The sequence below is a fragment of the Paraburkholderia hospita genome, assembly GCF_002902965.1.
GTDB lineage: Bacteria > Pseudomonadota > Gammaproteobacteria > Burkholderiales > Burkholderiaceae > Paraburkholderia > Paraburkholderia hospita.
The window spans coordinates 2,161,726-2,174,568 of the sequence record NZ_CP026105.1 but is presented as its reverse complement, the minus strand read 5'-3'; the positions used below and the strand labels follow the sequence as shown (position 1 = coordinate 2,174,568).

The 12,843-nt window shown below is 61.9% G+C and carries 12 protein-coding genes; 8 read left to right on the top strand and 4 right to left on the bottom strand.

Annotated elements, in window-relative coordinates; genetic code table 11:
* The first annotated feature begins 19 nt into the window (after positions 1-19).
* The 4 genes from rlmB (at position 20) to rpiA (ending at position 4,024) form a co-directional block, all read left to right on the top strand.
* Positions 20-763, top strand: coding sequence for a 23S rRNA (guanosine(2251)-2'-O)-methyltransferase RlmB (rlmB, locus tag C2L64_RS09900; protein ID WP_090838401.1), 744 nt, complete (start codon positions 20-22; stop codon positions 761-763).
* An 87-nt stretch (positions 764-850) separates the two neighbouring features.
* Positions 851-2,110 carry an IS256 family transposase gene (locus C2L64_RS09895; RefSeq protein WP_103153686.1) on the top strand — a complete coding sequence of 420 codons (1,260 nt, stop codon included), beginning with the start codon at positions 851-853 and terminating at the stop codon, positions 2,108-2,110.
* 256 nt (positions 2,111-2,366) lie between these two features.
* A complete protein-coding gene (locus C2L64_RS09890) occupies positions 2,367-3,233 on the top strand; it encodes an N-acetylmuramoyl-L-alanine amidase (protein WP_090838788.1) in 867 nt (288 codons plus the stop codon).
* 95 nt (positions 3,234-3,328) lie between these two features.
* Positions 3,329-4,024 (top strand): ribose-5-phosphate isomerase RpiA, encoded by a 696-nt coding sequence (gene rpiA, locus C2L64_RS09885; RefSeq protein ID WP_090838790.1) that lies wholly within the window; start codon positions 3,329-3,331, stop codon positions 4,022-4,024.
* 308 nt (positions 4,025-4,332) lie between these two features.
* On the opposite strand, the gene C2L64_RS09875 is transcribed toward rpiA, so the two are convergent.
* On the bottom strand, positions 4,333-4,530 hold the full coding sequence (locus tag C2L64_RS09875; protein ID WP_143055825.1) for a hypothetical protein: 198 nt from the start codon (positions 4,528-4,530) through the stop codon (positions 4,333-4,335).
* A gap of 138 nt (positions 4,531-4,668) precedes the next feature.
* On the bottom strand, positions 4,669-5,406 hold the full coding sequence (locus C2L64_RS09870; RefSeq protein WP_090838796.1) for a Crp/Fnr family transcriptional regulator: 738 nt from the start codon (positions 5,404-5,406) through the stop codon (positions 4,669-4,671).
* Positions 5,407-6,384: 978 nt separating this feature from the next.
* Between C2L64_RS09870 and C2L64_RS09860 the strand changes: the two genes are divergently transcribed.
* The 4 genes from C2L64_RS09860 to lepB all read left to right on the top strand — a co-directional run bounded on the left by C2L64_RS09860 (position 6,385) and on the right by lepB (position 10,733).
* Entirely contained in the window at positions 6,385-6,921 is a 537-nt protein-coding gene (locus tag C2L64_RS09860; RefSeq protein ID WP_090838799.1) for a GNAT family N-acetyltransferase, read from the top strand.
* A gap of 1,084 nt (positions 6,922-8,005) precedes the next feature.
* The gene (locus C2L64_RS09845; RefSeq protein WP_090838802.1) at positions 8,006-8,716 is read left to right on the top strand and encodes a FadR/GntR family transcriptional regulator; all 711 of its coding nucleotides are present in this window, start codon (positions 8,006-8,008) and stop codon (positions 8,714-8,716) included.
* A gap of 167 nt (positions 8,717-8,883) precedes the next feature.
* A complete protein-coding gene (locus tag C2L64_RS09840) occupies positions 8,884-9,888 on the top strand; it encodes a Gfo/Idh/MocA family protein (protein ID WP_090838804.1) in 1,005 nt (334 codons plus the stop codon).
* A 155-nt stretch (positions 9,889-10,043) separates the two neighbouring features.
* Complete coding sequence (lepB, locus tag C2L64_RS09835; RefSeq protein WP_007737308.1) at positions 10,044-10,733, top strand: signal peptidase I; 690 nt, start codon at positions 10,044-10,046, stop codon at positions 10,731-10,733.
* 41 nt (positions 10,734-10,774) lie between these two features.
* Here the strand turns inward: lepB and C2L64_RS09830 are convergent, their stop codons facing one another.
* Together C2L64_RS09830 and C2L64_RS09825 are read right to left on the bottom strand one after the other, a co-directional pair.
* Positions 10,775-11,809 (bottom strand): quinone-dependent dihydroorotate dehydrogenase, encoded by a 1,035-nt coding sequence (locus C2L64_RS09830; protein WP_086916363.1) that lies wholly within the window; start codon positions 11,807-11,809, stop codon positions 10,775-10,777.
* Between the two features lie 131 nt (positions 11,810-11,940).
* Positions 11,941-12,780, bottom strand: coding sequence for an arginyltransferase (locus tag C2L64_RS09825; RefSeq protein WP_090838810.1), 840 nt, complete (start codon positions 12,778-12,780; stop codon positions 11,941-11,943).
* Positions 12,781-12,843: the final 63 nt, after the last annotated feature.

Sequence of the window (12,843 nt, the reverse complement as noted above, 5' to 3'; positions counted from 1 at the left end):
TTCAAAGGTTGTTCTAGTCATGTCACGTCTCAAGGTTCTCTACGGTTTTCATGCGGTGACGGCACGCTTGCGTCACGATTCATCGACGGTCGAAGAAATCTATTACGACCAGAGCCGCCGCGATCGCCGGATGAACGAGTTTCTGGCCGTGGCGAAAGAGGCGGGAGTCCGCCTGATTGCCGCCGACGAGACTCGGCTGTGGGGACTTGCGCATACGGAGCGGCACCAGGGCGTAGTGGCGCGCGCGGGCGATCTGCCTTTGGCGCAGAACCTTGCTGAACTGCTCGATGGTGTTCAGGGGCCGGCGTTGTTGCTGGTGCTCGATGGGATTACGGATCCGCACAATCTCGGCGCGTGTTTGCGGGTTGCCGATGCGGCGGGCGCGCATGCTGTGATTGCGCCGCGGGATCGGGCGGTTGGTTTGAATGCCACGGCGGCGAAAGTGGCCAGCGGTGCGGCTGATACGGTGCCGTATATCACTGTGACTAATCTCGCTCGCGCGTTGCGGGAGTTGAAGGATGCTGGGGTTTGGGTCGTTGGCACTGCCGGGGAAGCGACGGCGTCGCTGTACGAGACGAAGCTCGATGGGCCTGTTGCGATTGTTGTGGGTGCCGAAGGGGAAGGGATGCGGAGGCTTACCCGCGATACGTGTGATGAGGTGATGAATATTCCTATGGCTGGGTCTGTTGAAAGCCTTAACGTTTCTGTTGCATCAGGCGTTTGTCTTTTTGAAGCTGTGCGGCAGAGGGCTGTTAAGAAGTAGGTTTTTTGTCTGCGACGCTGAAGGGTGTTTAGGGGGCCTGTCATAGATTTTGTGTTCAAGGCATAACATGTAGCTCAAGGAGCATGTATGCCACGCAAACCCAAGACGACTACCGAAGCGCCGACAGTGTTACCGTCCATTCCGAAGGAACTGATCGACCAGTTCGTGAAGGGACCCATGACTGCCGAAGCGGTGCACGCCGCTTCAGCGGCATTCAAGAAGGCGCTGATCGAGCGGGCGCTGGGCGCCGAACTTGGACACCATCTGGGTTATCCGGCGGGTGCCGTGCGGCCCGAAGACGCGACCAACCAGCGCAACGGCAAGAGCGGCAAGACGGTGCTGACCGACGACGGTCCGCTGCGCCTGGCGATCCCTCGTGACCGCGACGGCAGCTTTGCCCCGATCCTGATTCCGAAGCACGAGCGACGTTTCACCGGCTTTGACGACAAGATCATCGCGATGTACGCCCGTGGCATGACGGTGCGCGAGATCCAGGGGTTTCTGGCTGAGCAGTACGGTACCGATGTGTCGCCGGAATTCATCAGCTCGGTGACCGATGCCGTGATGGACGAGGTGAGTATCTGGCAGGCGCGCCCGCTCGAGCCGATGTACCCGGTAGTGTTCTTTGACGCGCTACGCGTCAAGATCCGCGAGGAAGGGATGGTGCGCAACAAGGCGATCTATCTGGCGCTGGGCATCCTGCCGGACGGCACACGGGACATCCTGGGGCTGTGGATCGAGAACACGGAAGGCGCGAAGTTCTGGATGAAGGTATTCAGCGACCTGAAGGTGCGTGGCGTGCAGGACATCCTGATCGCGGTCACCGATGGACTGAAGGGCATGCCTGAAGCGCTGGGCGCGGTGTTTCCGGCCACCACGCTCCAGACGTGCATCGTGCACCTGATCCGCAACTCGCTGGACTACGCGAGCTGGAAAGACCGGCGGGGGCTGGCTGCTGCCCTCAAGCCGATCTATTCGGCAACGGGCGCTGAAGCTGCCCAGACCGAACTGGACGCGTTCGAACAGGGCGAGTGGGGCCAGAAATTCCCGACGGTGGTGGCCGCCTGGCGTCGGGCCTGGGATCGTGTGATTCCCTTCTTCGCGTTTCCGCCAGCGGTTCGCAAGGTGATCTACACGACTAATGCCATCGAAAGTGTCAATGCCCGGCTACGCAAGATCGTCAAGACGCGTGGACACTTCCCGACGGACGAGGCCGCGACCAAACTGCTATGGCTGGCCTTGCGCAATATCACGGCTGACTGGAGCCGTGCCGCGCATGACTGGAAAGCCGCGATGAACCAGTTCGCGATCCTCTACGAGGATCGCTTCACCAGGAATCATTTGTAGAATGCAATTGATGAGCCTGCCAGATCGCAGGCTTTTAGCTGCCTTGCACACAAAAATTCAGACACTCCCTGTTTAGGTTTGCGCTGGCATCCGAGTTATGTCTTTGGTGTTCAAGCGTCGCCCCGCACAGGGGCAACGCATGCGAACCAGAGACAAAACGCGGATGCCACCGCAAAGGCCAAAACACCGACCGGTGCAACCCGCGCCGCGAAGGCAAAAACCGCAAAGAGCCAGGAACCGAAAGACCCCAACAGCGATGAAACCCACCTCAATCAGCGCGGCAGCGCTAGCAGCAACGTTACTAACAACAGCCTGCACCTCGACCATCATCCACCACACCACCTACTACACAGACACATCGCACACAGCGCAATACCAGGACACCCGCATCCGCTTCCTCGTGATGCACTACACCGAGATCGATGAAAAACAGTCGCTAGACGTCCTGACGCATGAACAGGTCAGCGCCCACTACGTCATCCCCGATCATCCAAAAGAAAAAAACGGCGAACCAATCATCTGGCAACTGGTGCCCGAATCACAACGCGCCTGGCACGCAGGCCTAAGTTCCTGGCAAGGCACAACAGAACTGAACGCCGCCTCGATCGGCATCGAAAACGTGAACCTCGGCCCCATCGACACACCGCAGGGCCGCACCTGGCAACCCTATCCGCCGGAGCAGGTGAGCGCGATGATCCGCCTCGCAAAAGACATCGTCACGCGATATAACATTCCGCCGACGCGCATCGTCGGCCACAGCGACATCGCGCCGCAACGCAAGATCGACCCGGGCCCGCTCTTCCCGTGGAAGCAACTCTACGATGCAGGCGTCGGCGCATGGCCCGACGATGCGACCGTCGCAAAAGAACTCGCAGGCCGAGATCCGCATGCGCCTACAGACGTCCGCGCGCTCCAGCAAAAGCTCGCACGCTACGGCTATGAAGTCGCGACGGATGGCGTGCTCAACGACAGCACGCGCCGCGTGTTCGCCGCGTTCCAGGTGCATTTCCGTCCCGCCGACTACTCGGGTAATCCCGATGCGCAAACCGATGCGATCGCGCAGGCGCTGCTCGACAAGTACACGCAGGCCGCCCCGCCAGAACCGGCACGGCCCGCGCCATGAACGGCAAGCGCACGCTCAACACGTGCAATAAATCCGGCCCCGCGCCTCGACTCCGGTAAACTTGCATTTTTCCGTTTGCCCTGGCATTTCTCATCATGACTCAAGACGAACTCAAGCAACTGGTCGGCCAAGCCGCCGCCGACTACGTGATCGCAAACGTGCCCGAAGGCGCCATCATCGGCGTCGGCACCGGCTCGACGGCGAACTGCTTCATCGACGCGCTCGCCGCCCACAAGTCGCGCTATCGCGGCGCAGTGTCCAGCTCGGTCGCGACGACGGCGCGCCTGCAATCGCACGGCATCCAGGTGTTCGATCTGAACGACATCGAATCGCTGCCCGTTTATGTCGACGGCGCCGATGAAATAGATCACGGCGGCGCAATGATCAAGGGCGGCGGCGGCGCGCTCACGCGCGAGAAAATCGTCGCGTCGGTGTCGGAGAAGTTCGTCTGCATCGCGGACGCGAGCAAGGTCGTCGACGTGCTCGGCCAGTTTCCGCTCCCCATCGAAGTCGTACCGATGGCGCGCACGGCAATCGGCCGCCGCGTGACAGCGAAGGGCGGCGTGCCCGTCGTGCGCGTGACGAAGGACGGCTCGCCGTACATCACCGACAACGGCAACGAAATCCTCGACGTCAAGGGTCTGCGCATCAGCGATCCGCGTACAGTCGAAGCGCACATCAACGCGTGGCCGGGCGTCGTGACGGTCGGCCTGTTCGCGACGCGCGGCGCGGACCTGTGCCTGCTCGGCACGGACAAGGGCGTTGAAAGGATCGACTACTCACGCAGCTAATCACACCGCAATTCAAGCCTCAAAACGAACGCGCCGCCTCGCATGGTGCAAGGCGGCGCGTTTTGTTTTGCAGCACGCAATGTAGCGCAACGTTTGAAGGACGCACTGGATCGCAAGCAGCATGATTCGATTGTGCGTCCAGTGAGCGTGGCAAGCCCTTGCGTGGATGCGTGTGAACAGGCGATGCCCTTGTCGGCGACGAGTCTGCACAGCCGTTTGATGATCGTCAGCTGCGCGCGGCCTAAGTGATCGCGCGTGATGCGGCGCGTTTTTCGAAACGTCCCACACGCGTGCATTGCGCGCGAGCTTCACGCGCACGCCGAGCGCTTCGAGACGTTCGCGGAATGCGCCATCGGAGTGCAGCAGCACTTCGCCGCGCGATGCGCACGCCCGCACGAGCAGCAGCAGAACTCCGCGCCGCCGGGTTCGCCGCTTTGATCGACGAATAGCACGCTGCGCGGATCGGCGCTTGCTTCGTCGACGGCGACGCGAGCGCGCATTGACATGCGATCAGCAGCCGTTCGGTATCGGTGAGACCGGTCGGCGCCGAACAGCGCATTCAGTGCGCGTTCAGCGCGCCTGCGATGACGAATAGCGCATCCAAGCCGCGTGCGACGCTTTTGATACGGAACCCACCAACCTCTTCAGTTCACCGCTTCGACTTGATGCAGGCACCGCGGCAGCAGACGGTCGAACTCGCGCTTCACGAGGCCATAGCATTCGCAGGCGCGGGCTTCGAGGCCCTTGCGGTCGAGCACCTTGATATGGCCGCGGCTGTGATGAATCAGGCCTTCATCATGCAGCTTGCCGGCCGCTTCCGTGATGCCTTCGCGGCGCACGCCGAGCATATCGGCGATCAGCTGTTGCGTGACGGTCAGATCGTTCGAGGCGACGCGGTCCACTTCGATCAGCAGCCAGCGGCACAGCTGCTTGCTGAGCGAGTGATGGCGGTTGCATGCAGCCGTCTGCGCGACCTGCGTGAGCAGTGCGTGCATGTAGAGGAGCATCAGCCGGCGCAGCAGATCCGAGCGTTGCAGCTGCTGGCGCAGCGCCTGTGCGCTGATGCGGTAAGCGAAGCCTGAGCATTGCACCTGCACGCGGTTCGGCATGGTTTCACCGCCCGTGAGGATGGGCACGCCCGTCATGCCTTCGCGGCCTACCGCGGCAATCTCGACCGAGCCGCCGTCTTCCATCGTGGAGAGCAGCGAGATGATCGCACTCGTCGGGAAATACACGTGATGAATGCGCTGCCCGGAGTCGCACAGCAATTGCTCCGTGCGCAGATGAACGAGCTCAAGATGAGGGACGAGCGCCTGCCACTCATGGGGCGGCAGGGAGCCCAGCAAATGGTTGCCGTGCAGATCGGATTGAAGGGTCAACATGATCGGTCCTCGCATGAAGCCCGCGCATTGTGCGCATGGCTGTTTTTGTCCGTCTCTGCGTCGTTTGTTGTTCCGCCTGGCAAGCGGCGATACGCAGGGTCGGCCCCGTCCGGCTTTCCCGCGCCTTCACGATTCCGATTCGTGGGGGGGCGCTGTTGCCGTGCGCTACCTTTAGCGACAACCATGCCAATAACCCCGATAGCAAGCACCCATGCGGGCTTGCCTCGCGACGCCTGGTTTGAGAAATGGCAAAACGCGCAGTTTTGTTTCAAATATGCAAAACGGCTTTTTTTGCGCTGTACGACCGATTCTTCATTAAATACGATCTGCAAGTCGTTGATCAGATTGAAGTTTGAATAAGAAACTCGATGCGCGGGAGTGGCCCGTCAACGGCGCGGTACACGCCAAAAGTGTGTCACATAGACGTTTCGACGACTCGCCAGAATTGATTCAGATATGTTGCATGGCTTGAGTACGCTGCCGCACGGACGCGTGCTTTGGCGACGCGATTTCGTTGCTTGCGCAGTGAGTGTGTTCGACGCACGCCAACGTCACAGGGCCGGGTGTTTGCGCGAAGCCGCCCTTGCAACAAGGGCAATCCGGCTGTTTCGGCGCAAGCGCGGCGTATCGGCCATAGAAGGCGGGCGCGGTGCTGTTGATTCCATGCGCTTCGCCATTTGGCGTCAAGCCTGTAACACGCCCGGTGAGCGGAGTTAGCGAAATCGTTTGACGTCGACCGTGCAGCAGACGGAACAGCGTCGTGTCGAGCGCAGAGCGCGCCCTCCGGTCCATGTGAATGGCGCGCGGCACCGGCGTGACGGCTCGCTTCAGTGATCGTATTTGACGTATCCGGATGCTGGAGCGTCGGTGCGATTCCGCACGGAAATACGGAGGTCCTGGAAGTAATGTGTCGTCGTAACAAAGGGATCACGCTCGCCGCACTGTGCTCACCTGACCATAAGCCATAGGGGAAACGTGATGAACTGGAAGACGCTGGAGTTCGACCAACTCAGCGCGCGCGAGCTGTACCTGATCATGCGGGCGCGCAGCGCTGTGTTCGTCGTCGAACAATGGCACATCCATCTCGACGCGGACGGTCACGATGAAGGCGCGCTGCATCTGTTCGCCGCCGAGGACATGACCCGGCAGATGCCGATTCTCGCGTACGCGCGTATCCAGCCGGGCGACAGCGAAGACCCCGACGTGGTGATCGACAAGATCCTGACGAGTCCGGCCCGGCGCAGCGATGGCACAGCGCTTGCGCTGATCGAGCGCGCGCTGCATGACATCTGCAAGCGTTGGCCGGGACGCGCAGTGCGTGTGACGGCGCAGGTCGGGTTGCGCGGCTTCTACGAGCAGTTCGGCTTCAGGAAGACGGATGGTCCGTTTCTTGATCACGGCACGCCGTACATCGGGCTCAGATGGCAGCCGCGCACGGGCAGCCAAAGTCTGTTCGCGGCGCAGTGGCGCGAGCGTGAAGACGCGACACCCATCAACACGTTCGAGCTTCAATGACTGCGGAAGCGCGTCTTCCGCAGGGTCGGCTGCCGCGCCGCCGCTGATGCTCGTGATGTCGGCGCTGCTCTGTCTCATCTATTCGATTGCGATGCCTGACGGCGGCAGCCGCATGCGGATCATCGCGAGCGTGCTGCTGGCGTGCGGGCAATGTGTGTGGCGCGGCATCGTGAGCGGCTCTGTGTGTGCACGCACAGAACGGCAGCATAAAAGTCTGATTGAATGGCTGCATCGTGCTGGCATGTTCGAGTCGAGGCATGCAGCGGACGCAAGAAAGACATACACGTAAGGGATGGCGAATGAATGCGCGGACACCCGTCAGTGAAATCGATGTGAAACCCATGCCGTGCGCCTTCAATGAACAACGCTTTCGAATTGATGGACGACACACACTTCAGCGTAAGTGTTTTGTCGAACGAGCAGGAACCGCATTGCCGTCATTTCGCGGGCGAACCGTAAACATGGCTGGCACCCAGTTTTTCCGCCGCGGATGGGCTGCCGGGCGTGAGGCTGCTAGAGAGGGCAGTGGCACGCTTTGCAGCCCGTATCGTCGACCGTCATCCGTGCGGCGACCACAGGTTGTTCATAGGAGTGGAGTATTGGTCTTTTCGCTCGAGCAGGCGTCGCCTGATGTTTTTCGGCGGACGCTACGCTTGCGTGGCGGCGGACCGTTGTTGACGGAGGGATACGACGATCCAGGCGAATCGGAGCCGCGCGATTGATGAGCGGACCGTATAAATCATACGGGTCATATGCACGTATAAGAATGCGGACTGCTAATTGATTCGATCGGTAACAAACGTAACGAATGTAACCGCAAGGGATTATCGGACCTATGCGTGCAGTACTTTCGATGCAATTTTTCCCCATTGCGCAAACTTGTGGCGATGTGCTTCCAGATTCGCTTCACGACGCGTTATACGAAAGAAACAATTGATCGGAGGGAATACCCTGTCGAGTAATTTCCCGACTGGCGCATCCAGATAAAGCAACGCAACGTATTGTTCACAAAATAAAAAATGACACGAGGGCACGTGATCAACATTCATCGCAGGCGAGAAACGCCGCATCGGGGAGAAGGATGATGGAACAAACCAATAAAGAACGTTCCTTGGTTAGCAAGGTCATGGATGGTCTTGTGACCGGGATCGTCGAAGAGAAGTACGGTGCGGTGTTACCGCCGCAAGACGTATTGTCGAAGGAATTCGACGTCAGCCGCACGGTGATGCGCGAGGCACTGTCGATGCTGCTCGCCCGTCACATGCTCGACGTGCGGCCCAAGATCGGCACGCGTATCAGGCCGATGCACGACTGGCGCATGATCGACGAGGACGTCGTGAACTGGCGCTTTCGTGCGAAGCCCGATCCGATGTTCTTGCGCGACGTGATCGAGTTCCGCGTGCTGATCGAACCGCGCGCCGCTGCACAGGCGGCCACGCGCGGTAACGCCTCGGACATCGCCGCGATCCGCGATGCGTTCGAGGCTTTCCGCAACAGCCCGCCTGGCGAACCCGGGCATCAGACTGCGGATGAAGTACTGCATACGCGCATCGTGATTGCGAGCGGCAACCAGTTCTTCCAGCAGATGGCGGCGATTATTCGAGGTGCGCTATCCGCGTTGAAGCCGCTCGTCGATCTGCCGCACAGCGCATGGGAAGAAACGGTGCGGTTGCACTCGCGCGTGGTCGAGGCGATCGAGCGGCACGATGCGAAGGAAGCGGAAACGGCGTCGATTGCGTTGATCGATTTCTCGATGAGCCGCCTGAGCGGTGCCATGCCGGACGCTGCGGCATAGCAACAGGACGAGGCAGGGCAGCTCAGTTTCAACAGGTTTCAACAGGTTTCACCCGGCAACACCGGTAGCACCCCAGGCCGTGCGAAGGCGAGTCCGACGAAGTGATACGCGACATCGGCGACAATGTCGGCTGTCACTCACTGGATGGACACCCCTTTTTGCGACCGATGAATAACGCAGCAACCCACCACCATTCCGGGCATCTCGCGACATTACGCTGGGGCATCGTTGGCACAGGCCGCATCGCCCATCGTTTCGCGCAAAGCCTCGCGCATGTCCCCGACACGCGGCTGACAGCAGTCTGGTCCCGCCGCCGCGCTCCCGCTGAAACGTTTGCGCAGCAACATGGGGGACAGGCGCTCGACAGCTTCGACGCACTCCTTCAAAGCGGCATCGACGCGCTCTATATCGCGACGATGCAGGACAGCCACGCGCACTACGCGACGGCCGCGCTCGAAGCCGGTATTCATGTGCTGTGCGAAAAGCCCGCGACGGTCAACGCGGCGCAACTCGATCGCGTGATCGACAGCGCGCGCGCGTCGCAACGGCTCTTCATGGAAGCGATGAAGCCGCCGTTCTATCCGCTCTACAGGAAGCTGCGCGCCCATCTCGCGAACGATCCTATCGGTGCGATCGGCCTCGTGCGAGCCGGCTGCTCGGTGCCGGGCGTGCCCGACGATCATCCGTCGCTGTCGCTCGAACAGGCGGGCGGCGCGCTGCTCGATATCGGTATCTACGAGATGTTTCTTGCTGTCGACTGGCTCGGCGCGCCGCTCGACGTGCAGACGCTGGGACGGCTCGGGCGGACGGGCGTCGATACCTTCGCGAGCCTCAACAGCCGCCACGAAAACGGCATTGCGCAGATCTTTTGCGGACTGGACCTGTTCGGCAAGGGCGATGCGTTTATCGCGGGCACGCTGGGCCACATCACGATTCACGAGAACTGGTGGAACCCGGCGCGTGCGACGGTGCGCTACGTGGACGGACGCATCGTTGAACTCGATGCGCCGTTCGAAGGCGGCGGCCTCAACTACGAGACCGCGCACTTCTGCGATCTGATTCGCAGCGGCGAGCTCGAAAGTCCCATCATGACGCACGCGAAGTCGCGCCAGATGATCGCGATGGCCGATGCGGCGCGCGCGGCACTGGGGCTCAGGTTTCCATGCGAGTGACGCTGCGCGACGGGCGCGCGCAATGATAGGATCGTCGCCGCCGGTGCGGGTGTGGACGGGTGCAGGTGGGTGTTCGGCCCTGTGTTCGCGCCTGAAAACAAAGGCCGCCAGTTTCGTTTCCCTTCCGTAGACAAGCTGTTTCGAGGAGCGCGATGATGCGCATGCTGGCCAGACTGTGGCGCGAGTACAAGAGTCTCGTCGCGTTTATCGTTCTGATGGTGCTGTTTCGCAGCGCGATCGCCGACTGGAACGTCGTGCCGAGTGGCTCGATGCTGCCGACCATCCGCGAGGGCGACCGCATCCTCGTCGACAAGATGGCTTACGATCTGCGCGTGCCGCTCACGCACATCGCAATCGCACATCTGCATGACCCGCAGCGCGGCGACATCGTGACGATCGATTCATCCGCCGCGCACGAGCTGATCGTGAAACGCCTGATCGGCCTGCCTGGCGATATCGTCGCGATGCGCGACAACGTGCTGTACGTGAACGGCGTGCGCGCGAGCTATCAACCGCTTCCGCTCGCACCGTTGCCCGGCGACGCTGCTTCACCCGGCGATTATCTGACAGAGCGCTTCGCGGGCGTTGCGCATGTCGTGCGGCTCTCGGAAGTCGCGCCGAGCCCGCGCCGCTCGTTCGACCCGGTGACGGTGCCCGCGGGCGAATATCTGATGCTCGGCGACAATCGCGATGACAGCGCGGATTCGCGCTATTTCGGTTTCTTTCCGCGTGAAGAGCTGATGGGCCGCACGCGCCGTGTCGCGTTTTCGCTCGACCCGGATCACTTCTACAAGCCGCGCTTCGACCGGTTCGGCACGCGGCTCGATGCGGTGGCGGCGCGTTGACGTTGCATCTCTAGCGGTGTTCGGTCGCGCCGCGGCTTCGCTCAGCCCCGGCGATTGGCAAGCGCTTGCGCGCACTCGGCGACGAGGGCAGGGCCGCGATAGATGAAGCCCGTATAAAGCTGCACGAGCGATGCGCCCGCATCGAGCTTGGCCTGCGCGTCCGCGCCCGAGAAAATCCCGCCCACGCCGATGATCGGCACCTCGCTGCCGACTTGCACGCGCAGCTTGCGGATCACCTCGTTCGATGCATCGAACACAGGACGCCCCGACAGGCCGCCCGCTTCGTCGGCGTGCGGCAGGCCTTGCACGGCAGTGCGCGAGAGTGTCGTGTTGGTCGCGATCACGCCTTCGAACCGGTGACGCAGCAACGTATCGGCGATCGACTTGATCTGCTCGTCGTCGAGATCAGGCGCGATCTTCAGCGCGAGCGGCACGAGCTTGCCGTGCAGATCGGCGAGACGCTGCTGCTTGTCCTTCAGCGCGGCGAGCAGCGCGTCGAGTTCGTCCGCGCCTTGCAACTGGCGCAGGTTCTTCGTGTTCGGCGACGAGATGTTGACGGTCACGTAGCTCGCGAACGGATAGACGCGCTCGAGGCAATACAGGTAGTCGTCGGCGGCGCGCTCGATCGGCGTGTCGGCGTTCTTGCCGATGTTCAGCCCGAGCGTGCCGCGATAGCGCGCGGCCTGCACGTTCTTCACGAACTGGTCGACGCCCGCGTTGTTGAAGCCCATCCGGTTGATCACGGCATTCGCCTGCGGCAAGCGGAACATGCGCGGGCGCGGATTGCCCGGCTGCGCGCGCGGCGTCACGGTGCCGACCTCGATGAAGCCGAAACCGAGCGCCGCGAGACCGTCGATGCACGCGCCATCCTTGTCGAGACCTGCCGCGAGGCCGACCGGGTTCCTGAACGTCAGCCCCATCACGGTGCGCGGCGAATCGGGCACGTGCGGCGCGAGCGCGCCCGCGAGTCCGGTGCGTCCGGCCGCGCCAAGCATGCGCAGGGTGAGATGGTGGGCGTCTTCCGCGTCCATGCGGAAGAGTTGGGCGCGTACGAGCGGATAGAGGGAACTGAACACGGCGGGGCGCCTGGCGGCTGAAAATGAGAACCCGCTATTTTAACGGTTCGGCGCGGCGGCTATCGACGTTTCGGTTTTGAAGCGAATCGGGACTAAAGGGCGGCTGCGAATCCGCTACTCCGTCCGAGCAATCAGCCTCGCTCGCCACGCATGCCGCGCATGCCCGCTTTCGCGGCATCGACGGGGGAGAGATCCAGCGCGTCAGTGTCGAGCACCTTCCATGCGCCGTCGAAAAGCCCTTCGAGCGGCGTGAAATTGGCCTTGTAGGCCATCTTCGGGCTTTCGCGGATCCAGTAGCCGAGATACACGTGCGGCAGCTTGAGGCTGCGCGCCTGCTCGATCTGCCAGAGGATGTTGTAGGTGCCGAAGCTCGTGTGCGGCAGGTCGGGATCGAAGAACGTATACACCGACGACAGTCCGTCGCCGAGGATATCGATCATGCTGACCATGCGCAGCGTGCCGGGCATGTCGGGATGGCCTGCGTAACCGGGATTGGCGGGCTCGCGGAATTCGACGAGGCGCGAATTGATCCGGCTTTGCAACAGGAACTGTTCGTACTGGTCGCGGCTGTCGCGGTCCATGCCGCCGCCCGCGTGGCGGGCCGACTGATAGCGCATGTAGAGCGCGTAGTGCTCTTCGTCGTAATGCAGCGGCGCGACGGTCGCGATCAGGTTGCCGTGACGTTTCCACACCCGCCGCTGCGTGCGGTTCGGCGTGAAGCGTTCGACGGGCACGCGCACGGGCACGCATGCGCGGCAGCCGTCGCAGTACGGCCGGTACGTGAACACGCCCGAGCGGCGAAAGCCCGCGCGTACGAGTTCGGTATAGACGTCGGAGTTGATCAGATGGCTGGGCGTCGCAACCTGCGAGCGCGCGACGCGCCCTTCCAGATAACTGCAAGGGTAAGGCGCTGTTGCATAGAATTGCAGCGCCGAAAGCGGTGAAAGCGGCAGCTCATTCGGGTGAGTCACGTTAGCAGCTCTCGAAGCGTTTCTGGATTTGCCAATCCGGCTCGCTGCTCAACGGTAGTGTGC

What these genes read in the sequence shown, in the direction of transcription:
- rlmB (WP_090838401.1), top strand. Translation starts at nt 20, where the DNA reads ATGTCACGTCTCAAGGTTCTCTACGGTTTTCATGCGGTGACGGCACGC.
- C2L64_RS09895 (WP_103153686.1), top strand. Translation starts at nt 851, where the DNA reads ATGCCACGCAAACCCAAGACGACTACCGAAGCGCCGACAGTGTTACCG.
- C2L64_RS09890 (WP_090838788.1), top strand. Translation starts at nt 2,367, where the DNA reads ATGAAACCCACCTCAATCAGCGCGGCAGCGCTAGCAGCAACGTTACTA.
- rpiA (WP_090838790.1), top strand. Translation starts at nt 3,329, where the DNA reads ATGACTCAAGACGAACTCAAGCAACTGGTCGGCCAAGCCGCCGCCGAC.
- C2L64_RS09875 (WP_143055825.1), bottom strand. Translation starts at nt 4,530, where the DNA reads ATGTCAATGCGCGCTCGCGTCGCCGTCGACGAAGCAAGCGCCGATCCG.
- C2L64_RS09870 (WP_090838796.1), bottom strand. Translation starts at nt 5,406, where the DNA reads ATGTTGACCCTTCAATCCGATCTGCACGGCAACCATTTGCTGGGCTCC.
- C2L64_RS09860 (WP_090838799.1), top strand. Translation starts at nt 6,385, where the DNA reads ATGAACTGGAAGACGCTGGAGTTCGACCAACTCAGCGCGCGCGAGCTG.
- C2L64_RS09845 (WP_090838802.1), top strand. Translation starts at nt 8,006, where the DNA reads ATGGAACAAACCAATAAAGAACGTTCCTTGGTTAGCAAGGTCATGGAT.
- C2L64_RS09840 (WP_090838804.1), top strand. Translation starts at nt 8,884, where the DNA reads ATGAATAACGCAGCAACCCACCACCATTCCGGGCATCTCGCGACATTA.
- lepB (WP_007737308.1), top strand. Translation starts at nt 10,044, where the DNA reads ATGCGCATGCTGGCCAGACTGTGGCGCGAGTACAAGAGTCTCGTCGCG.